This is a genomic window from Prevotella jejuni, from assembly GCF_900187995.1.
GTDB lineage: Bacteria > Bacteroidota > Bacteroidia > Bacteroidales > Bacteroidaceae > Prevotella > Prevotella jejuni.
Map to the genome: position 1 here is coordinate 31,850 of NZ_FZNZ01000003.1, position 18,132 is coordinate 49,981.

Below are 18,132 nucleotides of genomic sequence, written 5' to 3' on the forward strand. Positions count from 1 at the left end.
TTATCCTTTTGTAAATACTTTTCACCCTTCTCGATTCTAACACTTGCCCTTTATGGGTGAAGAAGAGGCCCTTCTACGTTTAAGAACAGGCCTTTCTTGAGGCAAGAAGAGCCCCTTCTTGGAGCAAGAAAGGCGTCTTCTTCAACGATACTCATATCATACTGATTTATAAATAGTTACAGACTACTTATAAGAGGATTACATCCCCTTATCTTGCATGTATTTTCCATGATACAATGTAATGATTTTTCGCAACATGAAAGATATCGGCAAAAGCAATAGGATGTGTGCCTGCTCATAGAAAGGAGATGATTGAAACCCCACTCGAAAAGGCGGAGAAACCGTACAACTTACGATTAAGAAAAAGCTATAGGACTGATGAGAAAATAATTTTCCTGTCATTTCTGTCATCCAAATCAACCGTCTAACTCATTAATTTATAGCATAATTACACCAAGTGTTAAATATGACAGCAAACAAAAATAAAACTTTTTTTGGTATATAGAGCTATATCTCTCTCCTTAAAACAGCAGTCTTTTTTATCATTCTTATTACGGTCATCCATACCATACGACCAAAGATAAACAAACTGTGGAGGGTTAGTAAACTGACAATCTACAAACCCATACAAACCAAGGGACTGCCAGTAAGAGCGCATACAAACTGAGTTTTAATCGTAAACAATGAATATTTCTCTTATTTCTAATTAAGATTAAGAAAAAATAATATACCTTTGTAGTCCATTAATCCAATTAGTATAAACCTGACATGATTAATTCTATATTTCAAATTAACTTTAGAAAGACGGTGTTTTCAGCACATAACAAACTATTGAAAAGAGGTTTTCTTGTTCTTACCCTCCTACTTTCAGCAACAGCAAACTATGCTGACAATGTTGATTTCAACGCTGCACTGCGCATTGCGAGGACGTATGTAAACATTAGTAAGAAAGCCGCCAAGAACTTAAAAACACGTGCTGCAGCAACGACAACACAACAGCCTTACTACGTCTTCAATGATGATACGGGTAAAGGATTTGTAGTTGTTGCAGGCGATGACAAGATGGGTGAGGTGTTAGCTTATAGTCATGAGGCATCCATCGACATGGCTAACCTCAATCCCGAAGCACGTTATCTCTTCGATACCTATCGGCAGGTGTTTGAGGTATTGGGCAAGAACAAGGGGCTTACCACACGTGCAGAAACAGCTACAAAGGCGACTGATGATGTGCAGCCTTTGCTAAAAAGCAAGTGGGGACAGGACTATCCCTACAGCAAGCAGACCCAATATGTAACGGGTTGTGTGGCTACTGCGGTTGCACAGGTGATGTATTACCATAGGTGGCCAGCACAAGGAAAGGGACAAGAAAGCTACACGGTGAAGTTTGATAACACCGTTCGGTCAGCCGATTTCACAAAGTCACACTACGACTGGGACAATATGTTGCCCGATTATAACCGCAGAAACGTTACTGCAAAGCAGGAAGATGCAGTGGCTTTATTGATGAATGATGTGGGTATTGCAACCAATATGCAATACACAGATAGGGCAAGTGGTACGCAGAGCTATATGGCTGAGCGTGCATTGCGCAATTACTTCGACTATGATGCAGCGTTGGTAACAAGATTCGACGAGGGTGAAGACAACTTTATCGAGATTGTAAAGAAAGAGCTCCGCAATGGTTTTCCACTCTACATATCCGGTGAGTCGAAGACTGGGGGTGGTCATGCGTGGGTTTGCGATGGCTTTGATAAGGAAGACAGGTTCCACATGAACTTTGGATGGAACGGTCAGGCAGATGGCTATTACTCACTTGCTACCTTGGATGTAAAGTCTACAGGTAGTGAGTTTAATGGTGCACAGCATAGCTTTAACAAACGTATTCATGTCATTGCGATACATCCAAACAAACCTAATACACCTAAGATAGATGATGATATAGCGTATCAGTCGCCTACTATCAAGTTTAACAACGATGGTATGATGGCGTTCGTAGGGGATGCTCCTACCACAACATCCGATGCAGCAAAGGTGATGTTTACTGGGTTTGTCAACTATGCTAATGCTGTTCTCGTGGGCGACATCGGTTTAGGTATCTATGACCAAGAGGGCAAACTGGTAAAAGTAACACCATACGGACAGGACGGAAGGAAGATATTCAGCAAAGAGCGATTTGTCTTCAACGATGGTGAGTGGATTTCTGGAGGTGTGATTAACGATAAGGTGACCTTCACCCTCGACTTTAAGGCATTGTCTGATGGAACCTATTCACTCTGTCCTATTGCTGCACGAATGCTGGAAGATAGCACGTTAAGTGCTTGGGCAAGAATGAAAAAAGCCCCTCGTATCGTGATGAAGGTGGAGAACAGTAAGATAACCTACTTAGAGCTGCCAACGGAAGAGCCGGCCTTCCTGCTCACAACAGAACCAGAGTTAGACAACAAAGTGATGTTAGGTGAACCGAATGTGCTACGTCTGAACATCCGCAAGCTGGATGCTAATATCTTCTATGGAACCGTAAAGGTTGAACTAATTAACAATGAGAATAAGGTGGTATATACCACAGAGACCGCAGGAACAGTAGACTTTGATGCCTTCAACACAAAGCGTGTTAGACTGCCGTTCAACCTTCCTTACGACATAGCTTCTGGTACTTATCACTTGCGCACGACTATCACCAGTACCGACAACATAAGCTATCCAGTACGTGAGAAGGCTTCACAAGAGCCTTATACACTCACGATTGAGGGAAAGAGTCAAGCTGGTATTTTCTCAAAAGCGACTGTTTATACGCAAGATAACGAGGAAGGAAGTGTCCCTATGGAGAACTTTGATGTATCAAAAAGTCCAACTTTCAGAGTAACATGTATTGCCACTCTTGCAGAGAACGTACAATACAAGGGTGGTCTGACGCTCTATCTTATCGACACTGTGACGGGTATGTCTATCCAAGTGATGAAGAAGCCGCTACAAGTAGACCTCTCGCAGGCTGATGATATGACAATAATAACCAGCGACTGGATTGACCCAAAGACTGAGAAACTCATCAATAACCGACGTTATCGAGTGGCATTGTTTGGTGTAGTGGATGGTAGGAACGTTGACTTATTACCAATTTCAACAACGTCACCTTACCTTTTTCTCATCAATGGACCGTATGACAAATATCCTGAGGGAGGAACAGATGGTGTGGAGGAAGTGAACATCAAACCTGCACTGCAGTTCGTTGACGGTCGCTTACACATACAGCAGCAGGGCTTGAAACGTGTGGAGGTATATGGTATGAATGGTATGTTAGTAGCAAGCAATAGTGTGAAAGATAGCAACAACCTTACCCTTTCCGTACCAAAGGGAACTTACGTGGTGCGCATCATCACACAAAATGGCCGTTATACGAGCACTATCCGATAAGATGTCGCATAGCATTAAGCGTGTGTAACAGTATTGTGACACCTTCTTTATATATACAACACACTTCTGATTTAAGGTTGAGAATAAATAAAAGGCTGAATTCCTATCATGGAGTTCAGCCTTTATTTTATATGTGTAGAGCCTGCCAAGCTGCGATAATGGCCGTTCTTGGCAGTGCTCACAAATTCTATTTCAATACACCAAGTTCCTTACCAATCTTGATGAAAGCATTAATACACTTGTCAAGCTGCTCGCGGTTATGACCAGCAGAGAGCTGAACACGGATACGAGCCTCGCCCTTTGGTACTACTGGATAATAGAAGCCAGTTACATAAATACCCTCCTCAAGGAGCTTAGCAGCGTAAACTTGAGACAACTTAGCGTCATAAAGCATCACAGCACAGATGGCACTCTGAGTTGGTTTGATGTCAAAACCAGCAGACATCATCTTGTCTCTAAAGTAGTTAACATTCTCTACAAGCTTATCATGAAGCTCATTACTCTCCTTTAACATCTTGAATACTTCAAGACTGGCACCAATGATACAAGGTGCAAGAGAGTTAGAGAAGAGGTATGGACGACTACGCTGACGAAGCATGTCAATGATTTCCTTGCGACCAGTAGTAAATCCTCCAAGTGCACCACCAAAGGCTTTACCAAGTGTACCCGTGTAGATGTCCACACGATCGTATGTCTTGCAGAGCTCACTAACACCATGACCTGTCGCACCAACGACACCTGCTGAGTGAGACTCATCGACCATCACGAGTGCATCATACTTCTCTGCGAGGTCGCAAATCTTATCTACTGGAGCGACATTACCGTCCATAGAGAACACACCATCCGTTACGATGATACGGAAACGCTGTTCCTGTGCCTCTTGTAGACAACGCTCAAGGTCGGCCATGTCGGCATTTGCATAACGATAACGCTTCGCCTTACAAAGACGTACACCGTCAATAATAGAGGCGTGGTTGAGGGCATCGGAGATAATAGCATCCTGATCGGTGAGCAATGGTTCGAAGACTCCACCATTAGCGTCAAAGCAAGCAGCATAAAGAATAGTATCTTCTGTCTTGAAGTAGTCGGAGATAGCCGCCTCAAGCTCCTTGTGGCTGTCCTGCGTTCCACAGATAAAACGAACAGAGGACATGCCAAATCCGCGTTTATCCATCATCTTCTTAGCTCCTTCAATCAGCCTTGGATGATTAGAAAGACCGAGATAGTTGTTAGCACAGAAGTTCAATACCTCTTTACCTTTAACCTCTATTGCCGCACTCTGAGGACTCTCAATGATTCTTTCCTCCTTGTAAAGTCCTGCTTCTTTAATCTCAGCAAGTGCGTTACTGAGATGTTCCTTCATCTTACCGTACATAACATTAGATTTTATTTAATAGTTAGCAAAGTAACTGATAAAAAACGAGAAAAAGGCCGTTAAGGAGGTTTTTTTTACGTGACAACTCAAATTTTTAATAATTTTAATACCTAATAGTGGTGTAATCAACAAAAAATATGCTTACTTTGCACCCAGTTACAATAAGCTTAACAATATTTATGAAAAATGTTTTGGTCATAGGCTCTACAGGTCAAATCGGCTCAGAGCTTACCAGAGAACTTAGAAAACGTTATGGAAACGACAGCATTATTGCTGGTTACATTAAAGGAGCAGAACCTAAAGGTGAACTGAAAGAAAGCGGCCCATCAGCTGAAGCCGACGTTACTAACCCAGAGATGATTGCCAATATTGTAAAGAAATACAACGTTGACACCATCTACAACCTTGCTGCATTACTATCTGTAGTAGCAGAGAAGAAACCACAACTGGCATGGAAAATTGGTATTGACGGTCTGTGGAACATCTTGGAAGTAGCACGTGAGAACAACTGTGCTGTCTTTACTCCAAGTTCCATTGGTTCGTTTGGTCCAAGTACACCACACGTACAGACGCCACAGGACACTGTTCAGCGCCCTTGCACCATCTACGGAGTGTCAAAGGTTACCACAGAGTTGCTCAGCGACTACTACTTTAAGAAGTATGGTGTCGACACACGCTCGGTACGTTTCCCAGGATTAATCTCCTACGTAACACCTCCAGGTGGTGGTACTACTGACTATGCAGTAGACATCTATTACTCCGCAGTACGTGGTGAGAAATTCGTGTGTCCTATAAAGAAAGGAACCTTGATGGACATGATGTACATGCCAGATGGTCTACATGCTGCTATCTCATTGATGGAGGCTGACCCAACACGTCTGGTCCATCGTAATGGTTTCAACATAGCTTCTATGAGCTTCGACCCCGATGAGATCTTCCAAGCCATCAAACGCCACAAGCCTAACTTTGAGATGGAATACGACGTAGACATGCTCAAACAGGGTATTGCTGACAGTTGGCCAGACAGTCTCGACGATAGTTGTGCACGTGCTGAATGGGATTGGAAACCACAGTACGACCTTGAGTCCATGACTGTTGATATGTTGAAGAACCTTGAGGCAAAGCTGAAATAAAATACTCTATACGATTAGGTAGGTTATAAGACGTGCCGATTAGAAAGCTAAGGACAGGCTTTCCTTATCGCACATAGCATGTAAAAGGTTTCTTTAACCTACTATTGTTCAAAAAACAAAGAGGTGGCTTCCCTTACAGAAGTCACCTCTCTTATTTTATACTAAGATTTATGTTGAAATCACACATGGACCTATTTTATTCCTAAACGTCCATGACATTAAAAGAAAAGCTTATTTACGAACTTAGTAAACAACCTCTTTTCTTACTACCCCTTTATATGTATTAATATCAAGGCAAAGGACATCATTAGGAGTAAGCCCCGTTAACGGAATACTTGTATAGACTCGTTTACTATAGTATTCAGGTACTCTGTTCTGGCTATGGCACAATCGGAGATAGAACTTCCTACCCCCAGAAGCCTGCTTCCTAATGGAGTCGCAGACAAGTGCCAACGACTGTATAGCCTTTTTATCATCTGTCTGTCCACTCTTCAACACAAGTGTTAGATTAAGATACTTACGATTCTTACTCATCCATAGACTCTCAAAACCAAGTGGGTCGGTACGAACGGAAGCTATATCAGACGTCAGATGAGGACGAAGAACCAAGACAGGATTTAAGGCAAAAGACGTTGTAACGCCCTTCTCTACCCTATCATAATATAACAGAGCACGGTAAGTAGTATCAGGTCTTGTAGCCCACTGCTCTTTTACAGCAGGACTTAGCGTAAGTTCCTCACCATCGTCAGTCTTTGCAGAGACGAACGCTCCCAGTTCGTTTGTCCGTGCATCGACGAAATCAGTATGCAGATAAGACAGCTCACTGTCGCCTGTCTCATAGAAATCATGCTCACAAGCAGAGACTACAAGTAGCGACACAAGCGCCGCCACCATAGTCAACATGCTGTAAGCTGTCTGTCTGAACCTTTCCACAGAATACTATTTTAAGAATGTGAGACGACTCAACAATGATTTCAAACGCCCATTCTCTGACGATGCAGCAATATAATTCTTTGCAGGATAAGCATACTGTGTCAACAGACAGGTACGTAGGAACTTATCATCACGGTTGTCTATCTTAACCTTTTCAATCTGTCCTTCGAGGTAAGCCTCAAAGTTCTGATAATCTTCTGCAGTGTAATACTCTTCATAGACACGTGTATCTTGAATCATATCCAGTGCCACGTAGTTAATTGGATAGAGTCGGTAATTGCAGTGTATCTCATGATCAATATGCGCAGCTATCGTATCGAAGAGTTTATTCTTAGGTAACTCCTCATCAACAGTATCGAGCCAATCATCAATGCAAGGCGCACACTTATAGAAAATATGGCCTTTGTAGCCTTTTATACCTACCAACATACTCTCAAGATCGTCCTCTGCCGTCTTCTTCCAATAAGGTAGATCGCGTCGCAACTGATACTCACGTGCTTTAAGGTAATCGCATGGGTCGTACTCGTAGGAGATAGATAACGGAACGATATGTAGCTGTTTAAGACGCTCTATAACGGTTCCTTCCCCTCCCATAGCCATCATCTTTAAGATAGCGGGTTGGGTGAGGTCGTTCGAATTCTTTGCTCTTCCCTGTCGTTGTGCAATCCATACATTCTCGTTCTTCTCCCTTACAGCGAAGTGAATATACTCTGACATACGCTTGCTTGCACGCAGCATTTCAACCGAATGAAGGGCACGCTCTACAGTAAACGACTTGTTGATACGTACAAGATCACGCACCCAGTCTAATGAAAGGAGATTATCACCGATAGCAATCTCACATGTCGTAGCAAAGCCTACATCAATAAGCAGTTTGTCAAGAAAGGCAGAGTCGAGCACAATGTCACGATGGTTGCTAACAAAGGTATAGCGTTCCCGTGTGTTGATATTTGCTGCATCCATACAACAACCTAAACTAAGCTCAGTAACAAGACGCTGAAGGAAGGTATAACAGAAAACCTTTTGAAATTCAAAATTTGTCTTGCAAGCATACATCTTCTGCTTTATCGCCTCTATTGGAACATCAGGGTAGAGATAAGCCAACACTTGCTGAAACTGCTTATCAGCAAGGATTCGCTCGTATGCTGCGGGTAGCTCCTCCGGTTCGAACGGACGAATAGGGTCAAACTCTGATGGTATTTTCATAATTCTAATAATTAATAAGTTTCTGTTTTATATTCTTTTTCTATGCTGAAAACGTCTATTCAGAATGGTTCTACCCCTCCTTCTAACGCTTTTACACCAATGTCTATCCTTGTGAAGAGCACCAATAGAGAGCATGAATTCTACCTTCTCCGTTAGAAGATAGCTGAAAGCAAAGTTTCACCTGTCTCTCCCTCCCTTCATCAATGCCTCTTCATGAGGGCCATCAGCAGCCGTTTTGCATGCTTTATCACCCAAGAATAGTATCGTACAAATATAGTTAAAATAAATCAATGAGTAAAGGTGACGCTCTCGTTTAACAGAAGATTAACAATTATTTGAGGGTGAAAAATGGGCTTTCTCATCGTATCATAGCTAACAAACAAGCCTCCTGTCAAATCTTACCGTTTAATAGAAAGACCATTATTTAGGAAGAATAATCTTTCAAATTACTTGTCATTCACGAACAAAATAGTATCTTTGCAATATTATGAAGTACAGTATTATTGTCCCAGTCTTCAACCGTCCGGATGAGGTTGACGAACTATTAGAGAGCCTGCTCAGCCAGGAAGAGAAGGATTTCGAGGTCATCATCGTTGAAGATGGCTCAAAAGTTCCGTGTAAGAAGGTGTGCGACAAGTATGCCGACAGGCTCGACCTGCACTATTACTACAAAGAGAACTCAGGTCCAGGACAGAGCCGCAACTATGGTGCCGAGCGTGCCAAGGGGGACTATCTACTGATTCTTGACTCCGATGTTGTACTTCCCAAGGGTTATATTTGTGCTGTTAGCGAGGAGCTGAACCGTGAACCTGCCGATGCCTTTGGTGGTCCTGACTGCGCTCATGAGTCCTTCACCGACACACAAAAGGCCATCTCTTATTCAATGACATCGTTTTTCACAACGGGAGGAATACGTGGTGGCAAGAAGAAACTTGACAAGTTCTATCCTCGTTCATTCAATATGGGCATCCGACGTGACGTCTATCAGGAGTTAGGTGGGTTCTCTAAGATGCGCTTTGGAGAAGACATTGATTTCTCTATCCGTATCTTCAAGGCCGGCAAACGCTGTCGTCTGTTCCCTGAAGCATGGGTGTGGCACAAACGGCGAACGGACTTCCGCAAGTTCTGGAAGCAGGTTTATAATTCTGGTATAGCCCGAATCAACCTCTATAAGAAGTATCCCGATTCTCTGAAACTTGTCCATCTGCTACCAATGGTATTCACCGTTGGCACTACTTGTCTGCTCTTATTAATCCTCTCCGGACTCTTCCTTCTCTGCATACCGATACTCAACATCATTGGTAGTCTCCTCGTCATGATAGGGTTGATGCCGTTATTACTTTACAGCATCATCATCTGTGTAGACTCAACCATGCAAAACAACAGTCTAAAGATAGGACTCCTTAGTATCGCTGCAGCCTTCATTCAGCTCACAGGCTACGGTTGTGGCTTCATCAGTGCATGGTGGAAACGCTGCGTATGTGGCATGGATGAGTTCTCTGCATACGAGAAGAACTTCTACAAGTAAATCCTAATGATAACTTAATATAATGCCTTCTGAACCAAAAACCTTATCTATTACTCACTGGGCGGAGGCCGACCGCCCACGTGAAAAACTTGAGAGATTGGGCGCAAATGCGCTAAGTGATGCCGAACTACTTGCCATACTGATTGGCTCTGGTACCCCGAAAGAGAGTGCCGTAGACCTCATGAAGCGTATTCTCAACGATTGTAAGAACAACCTGAACAGCCTTGGTAAACTGTCTCTGCACGACTTAGAACAATACAAAGGGATAGGTCCTGCAAAGGCTATCACCATCCTTGCTGCCTGCGAACTGGGCAAAAGACGACAAAAGGCTACCGTAGAAGAGGCGCCAATACTCAATAGTGCTGATGGTATCTATCAGTTCATGCACACCACAATACAGGACCTTGACATCGAAGAAGCGTGGGTTTTAATGATGAAACAGAACTTCCGTCTCATCGAAGCAAAGCGCATCTCGGTGGGTGGACTTACTATGGCTCCTGTCGACATACGTCTGATGATGAAGGAAGTACTATTGAAGAACACGACCATTCTGGTCTTTTGTCATAATCATCCAAGCGGCAACACCACTCCAAGTCGTGATGATGACCTCCTTACATCACGCATACAAAAGGCCTGCGAATTGCTTCACATTCACTTTGCCGACCATGTTGTGCTTACCGATGGAGGCTATTTCTCCTATCGAGAAGAAGGAAAACTATAGAGAAGAAACAACCTTTCTCGATTTTTCTTCACGAACAAAACGAATTATTTTCATGAAAAAAAATATTTTTGTTCATGATAATAAATATTTCTTTTCATGAAAATAATTCAGTGGAGAGGCCGTTCTATCGTGCTCGCATCGCATTAAGAACAGCAAGAACCATAACGCCAACATCAGCAAAGACGGCTAATCCCATGTTTGCCAACCCAAACGTAGCAAGGAGAAGGACTGCTACTTTAATGCCAATAGCAAACCATGCGTTCTCTTTCGCTATAAAGATTGTACGTCGAGAGAGCTTAATAGCAAGTGCTATCTTCGATAGCTTATCATCCATCAAAATAACATCAGCAGCCTCGATAGCGGCATCACTGCCCAAAGCACCCATCGCAATGCCTACGTCAGCACGTGCCAGTACAGGCGCATCGTTGATGCCATCGCCAACAAAAGCTATCGTTTCGCCCTCCTTCTTAGCTGTGATAAAACGTGTGATATAGTCTACCTTGTCGGCTGGAAGGAGGTCGGCATGATACTCCGTGACCTTTGTCTCTTCGGCTATCTGCCTTGCAACTTCCTCTTTGTCGCCAGTCAGCATCACCGTCTTTCGTACTCCTAACTGCTTCAAACTGTCGATAGCTGCTATCGAATCGTCCTTTAACTGGTCGGAAATAACTATGTGTCCAGCATACTCACCATTGACAGCTACGTGAACAACTGTTCCTGTCTGATGCGCACAACGCTCACAAACAGGGGGTGTGATACCAAGTGTTGTCATCAAACGAACGTTGCCTACGCTCACTGTCTTACCATTGATAGAAGCCGTAATACCCTGTCCTGCCGTCTCTTTTATATCCTCCACCTTACAACTATCAGCCTCATTCTTATAAGCCTGACGAAGTGCAAGGGCAATAGGATGAGTAGAGTAACGTTCGACATGAGCTGCCAAGTGGAGCAATTCATGCTCTGATAAGGTCTCTGGATGGACAGCCTCAACAGCGAAAGTGCCTCGCGTTAATGTTCCTGTCTTATCGAACATCACCGTGGAGAGCCTTGCCAAAGCATCCATATAGTTTCCTCCCTTGATAAGAATACCCCTGTGTGAAGCTCCTCCGATACCAGAAAAGAAGGTTAACGGGATAGATATCACTAAGGCACATGGGCAACTTACGACCAAGAAGGTCAATGCTCGATAGAGCCAAACGCCTAAGGCCGTAGCATAACTATCGTAGAAGAAAGGTGGGATAATGGCCAATGCAAGGGCAGAGATGACTACTATCGGAGTGTAAACACGTGCAAATCGACGGATAAACGACTCACTGCGCGACTTATTCTCACTCGCTTTCTCTACAAGTTGGATAATCTTAGCTGCCGTAGACTCGCTAAATGGCTTGTCTACTCGTACCTTCAACACCCCCGAAAGATTGACACAACCAGAGATAACCTCCATCCCCTCGCTCACATCACGTGGTAGACTCTCGCCTGTCAACGCCACTGTGTTTAGACTCGAGGTCCCTTCAAGAATCGTACCGTCCAATGGTATCTTCTCTCCCGGCTTTATAATCAATGTTTCACCGATATTTACTGCGTCTGGACTTACCTTCTCTACGCTTCCATTTCGCTCTACATAAGCAACATCAGGACGGATGTCCATCAGGTCGGAGATAGACTTACGGGCCCTATCCTCCGCATAATGTTCAAAGAGTTCGCCCACTTGAAAGAACAACATCACGAAGACTCCTTCAATAAACTGGGGTTCAGCACCTGGGAGGAAACCGATGAGCAATGCTCCAATTGTCGCAAGACTCATGAGGAAATCTTCGTCGAATGGGTCGCCTTCCATGATTCCTTCAACAGCTTCTCCAAGTACATCATAACCGATAACCAGATATGGTACCAGATAAACAAGCAACAACTGCCACATTGGGAGTGCTGCAAAATGCTCTACCAGCCATGCTCCTACAAGGAGAACAACCGTGAGAATGATTCTTAATAGTTTCTTATTCATAACTTAAAACCTGTTACTGGATTAATATTCTGCCGCAAAGATAAAGATTAACTTTTGCAACTTGGTTGCAAAGATGGCCTTCTCAAGAAAAAAATTAAGAATATATATCCTTCCCAACAACCATAGACTACCCTCTTATCAAGGCTTTCTTATCCCCTACCCAACAGAGAGAAGTGAGCCTTTTCGTCCTCCTTTCACTTTTTTACTACCCTACCTTTTTACTATTCAAAGCCTTTTCCTTACCTTTGCAGTATGAAAATAGGAACAATAGACTTAGGAGAACGCCCTCTATTCTTAGCCCCTATGGAGGACGTAACAGACATAGGTTTTCGCAAGATGTGCAAGCGCTTCGGTGCAGCTATGGTCTACACGGAGTTCGTTTCGGCTGATGCTGTAATCAGAAACATCAAGTCGACCCTTGCAAAGATAGTCATTGATGATAGCGAACGACCTGTAGGAATACAGATATATGGCAGGGACGTGGCTTCAATGGTTGAAGCCGCAAAGATCGTTGAACAGGTAAGACCAGACGTAATAGACATTAACTTCGGTTGTCCCGTTAAGAAGGTTGCTAACAAGGGGGCTGGTTCTGGTATGCTGAAGAATATCCCCTTGCTACTTGACATCACCCGAGAGGTTGTGAAAGCAGTTAAGACACCTGTCACAGTAAAGACCCGCTTGGGTTGGGATAACGACAACCTTATTATAACAGAACTGGCAGAACAACTACAAGACTGCGGTATTCAGGCATTAACCATCCATGGTCGCACACGTTCACAGATGTACACTGGTGAGGCAGATTGGACCCTCATCGGTGAAGTAAAGAACAATCCACGTATTCATATACCAATCATTGGCAACGGCGACGTGACGAGTATCGAACAAGCAAACGAACGCTTCGACCGTTACGGGGTAGACGCAGTGATGATTGGGCGTGCTACCTTTGGTTGTCCGTGGCTCTTCTATCAAGGAGAGAAACAGTTGACAATAGACGAGAAGATTGACATTCTTGAGGAGATGTTACGTATCAATGTGGAGCGTATTGACGAACATCGCGGTATTCTTCACACCCGTAGACACTTAGCATCATCGCCTATCTTCAAAGGAATACCAGACTTTAAGCAGACGCGTATAGCCATGCTTCGCACAACAAAGATGGCTGAGTTGTTAGCTATCCTTGAGGATTGCAGGGAAAGACTAAGGAGATGATAGTTAATAAGGCTTATAGGCCTAATTAGACTAATAAGCCTTATAAGCCCTATAAAACCCAAAAAGGGAAGAAACCACACGGTTTCTTCCCTTTTTCAGTCGGGATGACCAGAGTCGAACTGGCGACCCCTACGTCCCGAACGTAGTGCGCTACCAACTGCGCTACATCCCGATTGCTATGATAAGCAAGTGCAAAGATAAGTATTTTTCTGCAACTAATGCAAACAATCTCGCCCTTTTTACAACCCGTTATAACAAGTCTGTCAATTCAAAAAGACGGATTCCATTACTTCCTTTTATCAAGATGTAATGGTCTTCTGGACGGTGAGAAGCAATCTCAGCCTTGACCTCCTCGACATCATGGAACTTACGGAAAGCAGTCTGTGTCTTACTAAACTCTTCACCAACAAGCCATACGTTACGGATATCAGTAGCCTTCAATAAGTCAACAACCTTCTGGTGTTCGACTGCAGAAGCATCTCCCAACTCACGCATATCACCAAGAATAGCCATCTTATTATCCACCTCCATCAGTTGGAAATTGTCTATCGCAGCAGCCATACTGGATGGGTTAGCGTTATAAGCGTCCACGATTAGCTTGTTATGAGCAGTCTCTGTCAGCTGTGAGCGATTGTTATGAGGAATGTAATTCTCCAATGCGTTGTTTATTTGTTGCGGTGTTACGCCAAAGTGAAGACCAATGGCTATGGCCGCCAACATATTATCTAAGTTGTAAGAACCTATCAGATGGGTTTGCACATCATAGATGGTAGGAGCTGGCTGGTGGGTATTCAGACTTGATGACTGCCATTCGAAATGTAAGAAAGGAGCACAATTAACAACATAGCCCTGCACGTCTGCCGTCTCATCCTGCCCGTATGTGATGACACGATTGAACTCTCGTTGCCCTGCCATCGCCGTCAGGTCGGGGTTACTCTCATTGAGGAAGAGCAATCCATCATGAGCTTTAAGGAAGTCATAGAGTTCGCCCTTCGTCTTTTTCACACCTTCAAAACTACCGAAGCCCTGCAGGTGAGCACGTCCAACATTGGTTATCAAACCACAAGTTGGCTCTACGTAAGTAACGAGTTTCTCGATATCTCCAGGGTGAGAGGCACCCATCTCGATGACAGCTATCTCATGTTCAGGACGAATACCAAGTAAGGTACGTGGCACGCCAACGTCGTTATTATAATTTGCCTCCGTATGGTGTACGTTGAATTTCTCGGCTAACACGGCTGAGATAAGCTCTTTACTCGTTGTCTTACCATTAGTTCCTGTAATACCAATCACAGGGATTGAGAACTGACGACGGTGTTCGCGCGCCAACTCCTTATAGGTGATTAGGGCGTCGTCGACAAGGATGAAGCGTTCATCACCACCCTTTGCGTACTCTTTTTCATCAACGATAGCATAGCTACAGCCCTTTTCTAAGGCTGCTTCCGCAAACTTATTACCATCGAATGAAGCTCCCTTCAATGCCACGAAGATACTTCCTTCAGGACAGTTACGACTATCAGTAGTAACGACGGGATGCTCTTGGTAAATCTTGTATATCTCCTGTATGTCCATTGCCATTAGTTTTTCTTACTGCAAAGGTAATCTAAATGAAAGACAATGCAAAGTATTGTATGTCTTTTTTAATGCTTATCTTGCGATTTAAGGTAGGTTTTATAGATGAGAGAACACTATCAAGACGGTTCTTAGAAACCGTCTTTTCTCATTCTGTAATCGCTTCGCAAACCGCCTCCCAACCATTCTGACCGAATTATTTTCATGACAAGAAAGATTTTTTCTCACGTAAATAAATATTTTTTTTCATGACAATAAATATTTATTTTCATGAAAAAAATTCACTACGGGTGGTGTTCATTGAACAGAATGAACGTTTCATAAGACTGTGAAGACTTTCTTTTTGACCATTATAACCACTCATTTCTAACCTTATATAATGTTGTAACAATCTTAAAATCATGTATATATGCTACATGAAAGCACCTATTTAGAACTCAACATAGGGACGTAGGCGTTCGATAACATCTGGGGTAAATTCCTTTAACAGGTGGAGTTGTGATAGAGTTGTGAGTTTTCCCTTTAGTCGCCGATAGTCGCAGACCGCCTTTGCACGATAGAAGTTCATATAAGGATGACGCCTAAGTTGTGAAAGACTTGCCGTATTTAGGTTGATTTTCTCAGTCTTTGGATTGGCGATAGAGAAGTAAGGTAGGGCCTCTTCTGGGAACCCCTCAATCTCTTGTAACTGTCCCACGGCAACATATCCACCTAATCGTTTACCATAATTGAGGATGGCTCGTGCCCATCCCGACCCTATCCCTGGTATCTTCTTTAGCTGTGTTGTATCCGCAGTAACGAGGTTGACGTGTTCTCCCGCTCTCAGTTTCACAGGATAACGGAGCGTATCACGCTCGTAACCTTTGTAGGGTTGATACGTATTTTGTGCCTTATAAGCTTCGTAAGCGGCATGGGCTGCCTGCTTATTGGCTTCTTTCTGGGCTATATAAGCTTGTACAGAGGCCAGTGTTGAGGCAGGTTGATAATCGTCGCCTATCGTTATATAAGGTTCTAAAGTACGATATTGCTTACGTGTAAGACCGTAGACTCTGGCAAAGTCCATCGGTGAACGATACACTCCTCCTTTAGTTCGATACTTCATGATGTTACGCACTTGATAAGGAGCCAAGCCTAACTGCTGCAACTGTTCGGCCGTGGCTGTGTTCGGATCAAAGGTGAAGAGGTGGTTACCTTCTGCTGTCACCACTTCAGGAAGCGGTGCTTTATGGGCAAAGGCTACTGACTTCTGATGTGAAAGACTATCGTTCTTAACATCCGACGTCGTCTTCGTCTGGTTGCCAACAAGGAGTATTATACCAACACATCCAGCAACGAATAGTAACAACAGGAAGATTACTTTACGGTCAGAACGATGGAGATAGAATATAGATTTGAGGTTCATTGGTTGTAAGGTTTAAGTCCCTATAATCCCTCGAGAGCATACGCTTCTGAAGGGTTGAGGATAGTCATGTAATTATTAAGTACTGATTTAAGATTTTAGGTAGTAGAGAGTAGAAGATTGTGGAATATCTTTTCAACTCTTTCCTCCCTCCTCTTCGCCCGTCGTCCCTACTTAATAACGTCATAAGACGTCGTTCATTTGAGAAGAAGAGGAGGGAGGGAAGAGAGTATCTGTTCGTTTAGAAGACTCCTAACTGATGTAGGAAGATGGCCAAAATAGCCAATGGACAGACGAAGCGAATGAGGAAATAATACACTCCAAAGAAGGTTCCACGTATCGTTCCCCAGTTAGTAAACTCGTCTTTCACCAACTTCTTTGGTACATACCACCCTATGAACAGACAGGTAAGGAGTCCGCCTACAGGCAAGAATATCTGTCCTGTGACAAAGTCGAAGACGTCGAAGAGGTCGACACCAGCTATCTTCAAGAAGTTCCAATCGCCCAATGACAAAGAACAAACAGCCCCTATCAGCAAACAACCCACCGTAACAATCATTGCAGCACGTGGTCGGCTGATGTGTAACTCCTCTTGGAAGAAAGCCGTGCTCACCTCGTGTAAGGAGATTAACGACGTCAAAGCTGCCATAGAAAGGAGTAGATAGAATGCGAACGAGATAACATATCCGATGATAGGCATACCCGAGAAGGCCTGTTCGAAGACGTTTGGCAAGGTGATAAAGATAAGAGAAGGACCACTGTCAGGGTTGATTCCTACCGAAAAAGCTGCTGGGAAGATCATCAGACCAGCAAGAATAGCCACGATGGTATCAATCAATCCAATCTGAACAGCTGAGTTTAAGAGGTTCGTATGACGACTATAATAAGAGGCGTAAGTACAGATACACCCCATAGCAATGCTCATCGAATAGAAAGACTGACCTAACGCACCAAGGAAAACATCGCCTGTTACCTTACTAAAGTCTGGCTTCAACAGAAATTCCACACCTTTGCTTGCCCCTGGAAGAAGGCAAGAAGCAATGACAATAGCAACTAACAACACGAAGAGGGCAGGCATCATAATCTTTGAAGCACGTTCGATACCGTTCCTAACACCATGAATAATAATGTAGTGGGTGAAGAACAGAATAGCAGCTGTCCATAAGATTGGCTTCCAAGGATTGGTGGAGAAGTCTGAAAAATAGGATTGGAAATAAGCTGGTGAACCGTGTAAATGATTCATCACAGAGGCAAAACCATATTGCAAACACCATCCTGACACCACAGCATAATAGCCTGTAATCAAGAAGCCAGTGAGCACTCCCAAGTAACCCACCCACTTCCAAGCAGTGCCATTAGACACTTTCGTGTAGGCACGGGCCGTATTAGAAGCAGCATGACGACCAATGATAAACTCGCTTATCATACACGGTAAGCCTAATAACAAGATACAACCAATATAAATAAGAATGAAGGCTGCACCACCATTCTGACCTGTCATGTATGGGAAACGCCATACGTTCCCTAAACCAACAGCTCCTCCTGCTGTGGCAAGTATCATCCCAAGTTTGCTTCCAAACTTTGCTCTTTTATGTTCACCCATATAGATTTAACTTGAATACATGTGCAAATATACGAAAAAA

The 18,132-nt window shown here is 43.6% G+C and carries 12 protein-coding genes and 1 tRNA gene; 5 read left to right on the forward strand and 8 right to left on the reverse strand.

From position 1 onward, the window contains the following. The first annotated feature begins 768 nt into the window (after positions 1-768). Positions 769-3,411 carry a C10 family peptidase gene (locus tag CHB62_RS01460; protein ID WP_089365397.1) on the forward strand — a complete coding sequence of 881 codons (2,643 nt, stop codon included), beginning with the start codon at positions 769-771 and terminating at the stop codon, positions 3,409-3,411. Between the two features lie 187 nt (positions 3,412-3,598). On the opposite strand, the gene kbl is transcribed toward CHB62_RS01460, so the two are convergent. Next, positions 3,599-4,786 (reverse strand): glycine C-acetyltransferase, encoded by a 1,188-nt coding sequence (kbl, locus tag CHB62_RS01465; protein ID WP_009012568.1) that lies wholly within the window; start codon positions 4,784-4,786, stop codon positions 3,599-3,601. A 179-nt stretch (positions 4,787-4,965) separates the two neighbouring features. Here kbl and CHB62_RS01470 point away from each other — a divergent pair, with 179 nt between their 5' ends. Beyond that, positions 4,966-5,919: an NAD-dependent epimerase/dehydratase family protein gene (locus CHB62_RS01470; RefSeq protein WP_089365398.1), complete on the forward strand. Its 954-nt coding sequence runs from the start codon at positions 4,966-4,968 to the stop codon at positions 5,917-5,919. A gap of 243 nt (positions 5,920-6,162) precedes the next feature. On the opposite strand, the gene CHB62_RS01475 is transcribed toward CHB62_RS01470, so the two are convergent. Together CHB62_RS01475 and CHB62_RS01480 are read right to left on the reverse strand one after the other, a co-directional pair. Continuing rightward, positions 6,163-6,852, reverse strand: coding sequence for a NigD1/NigD2 family lipoprotein (locus CHB62_RS01475; protein WP_394341626.1), 690 nt, complete (start codon positions 6,850-6,852; stop codon positions 6,163-6,165). Positions 6,853-6,858: 6 nt separating this feature from the next. Next, on the reverse strand, positions 6,859-8,058 hold the full coding sequence (locus CHB62_RS01480) for a 1-acyl-sn-glycerol-3-phosphate acyltransferase (RefSeq protein WP_089365399.1): 1,200 nt from the start codon (positions 8,056-8,058) through the stop codon (positions 6,859-6,861). Between the two features lie 487 nt (positions 8,059-8,545). On the opposite strand from CHB62_RS01480, the gene CHB62_RS01485 reads away from it, so the two are divergent. Continuing rightward, positions 8,546-9,586: a glycosyltransferase family 2 protein gene (locus CHB62_RS01485; protein WP_089365400.1), complete on the forward strand. Its 1,041-nt coding sequence runs from the start codon at positions 8,546-8,548 to the stop codon at positions 9,584-9,586. Between the two features lie 22 nt (positions 9,587-9,608). After that, positions 9,609-10,307, forward strand: a complete 699-nt coding sequence (gene radC, locus CHB62_RS01490; RefSeq protein WP_009012573.1) for a RadC family protein — start codon at positions 9,609-9,611, stop codon at positions 10,305-10,307. Between the two features lie 124 nt (positions 10,308-10,431). On the opposite strand, the gene CHB62_RS01495 is transcribed toward radC, so the two are convergent. Continuing rightward, entirely contained in the window at positions 10,432-12,309 is a 1,878-nt protein-coding gene (locus tag CHB62_RS01495; RefSeq protein WP_089365401.1) for a heavy metal translocating P-type ATPase, read from the reverse strand. Positions 12,310-12,561: 252 nt separating this feature from the next. Between CHB62_RS01495 and dusB the strand changes: the two genes are divergently transcribed. After that, positions 12,562-13,518: a tRNA dihydrouridine synthase DusB gene (gene dusB, locus CHB62_RS01500; RefSeq protein WP_089365402.1), complete on the forward strand. Its 957-nt coding sequence runs from the start codon at positions 12,562-12,564 to the stop codon at positions 13,516-13,518. Positions 13,519-13,617: 99 nt separating this feature from the next. Here the strand turns inward: dusB and CHB62_RS01505 are convergent. The 4 genes from CHB62_RS01505 to CHB62_RS01520 all read right to left on the reverse strand — a co-directional run bounded on the left by CHB62_RS01505 (position 13,618) and on the right by CHB62_RS01520 (position 18,092). After that, positions 13,618-13,690: transfer RNA gene (locus CHB62_RS01505), tRNA-Pro, on the reverse strand. Between the two features lie 77 nt (positions 13,691-13,767). Continuing rightward, complete coding sequence (locus tag CHB62_RS01510; protein WP_089365475.1) at positions 13,768-15,090, reverse strand: UDP-N-acetylmuramoyl-tripeptide--D-alanyl-D-alanine ligase; 1,323 nt, start codon at positions 15,088-15,090, stop codon at positions 13,768-13,770. A 430-nt stretch (positions 15,091-15,520) separates the two neighbouring features. After that, positions 15,521-16,492 (reverse strand): ComEA family DNA-binding protein, encoded by a 972-nt coding sequence (locus CHB62_RS01515; RefSeq protein ID WP_089365403.1) that lies wholly within the window; start codon positions 16,490-16,492, stop codon positions 15,521-15,523. A 238-nt stretch (positions 16,493-16,730) separates the two neighbouring features. Next, positions 16,731-18,092, reverse strand: a complete 1,362-nt coding sequence (locus tag CHB62_RS01520) for a sodium-dependent transporter (RefSeq protein WP_089365404.1) — start codon at positions 18,090-18,092, stop codon at positions 16,731-16,733. Positions 18,093-18,132 lie beyond the last annotated feature (40 nt).

Excerpts from the sequence above, each read along its gene's own strand:
- CHB62_RS01460 (WP_089365397.1), top strand. The coding sequence starts at position 769 with ATGATTAATTCTATATTTCAAATTAACTTTAGAAAGACGGTGTTTTCA.
- kbl (WP_009012568.1), bottom strand. The coding sequence starts at position 4,786 with ATGTACGGTAAGATGAAGGAACATCTCAGTAACGCACTTGCTGAGATT.
- CHB62_RS01470 (WP_089365398.1), top strand. The coding sequence starts at position 4,966 with ATGAAAAATGTTTTGGTCATAGGCTCTACAGGTCAAATCGGCTCAGAG.
- CHB62_RS01480 (WP_089365399.1), bottom strand. The coding sequence starts at position 8,058 with ATGAAAATACCATCAGAGTTTGACCCTATTCGTCCGTTCGAACCGGAG.
- CHB62_RS01485 (WP_089365400.1), top strand. The coding sequence starts at position 8,546 with ATGAAGTACAGTATTATTGTCCCAGTCTTCAACCGTCCGGATGAGGTT.
- radC (WP_009012573.1), top strand. The coding sequence starts at position 9,609 with ATGCCTTCTGAACCAAAAACCTTATCTATTACTCACTGGGCGGAGGCC.
- CHB62_RS01495 (WP_089365401.1), bottom strand. The coding sequence starts at position 12,309 with ATGAATAAGAAACTATTAAGAATCATTCTCACGGTTGTTCTCCTTGTA.
- dusB (WP_089365402.1), top strand. The coding sequence starts at position 12,562 with ATGAAAATAGGAACAATAGACTTAGGAGAACGCCCTCTATTCTTAGCC.
- CHB62_RS01510 (WP_089365475.1), bottom strand. The coding sequence starts at position 15,090 with ATGGACATACAGGAGATATACAAGATTTACCAAGAGCATCCCGTCGTT.
- CHB62_RS01515 (WP_089365403.1), bottom strand. The coding sequence starts at position 16,492 with ATGAACCTCAAATCTATATTCTATCTCCATCGTTCTGACCGTAAAGTA.
- CHB62_RS01520 (WP_089365404.1), bottom strand. The coding sequence starts at position 18,092 with ATGGGTGAACATAAAAGAGCAAAGTTTGGAAGCAAACTTGGGATGATA.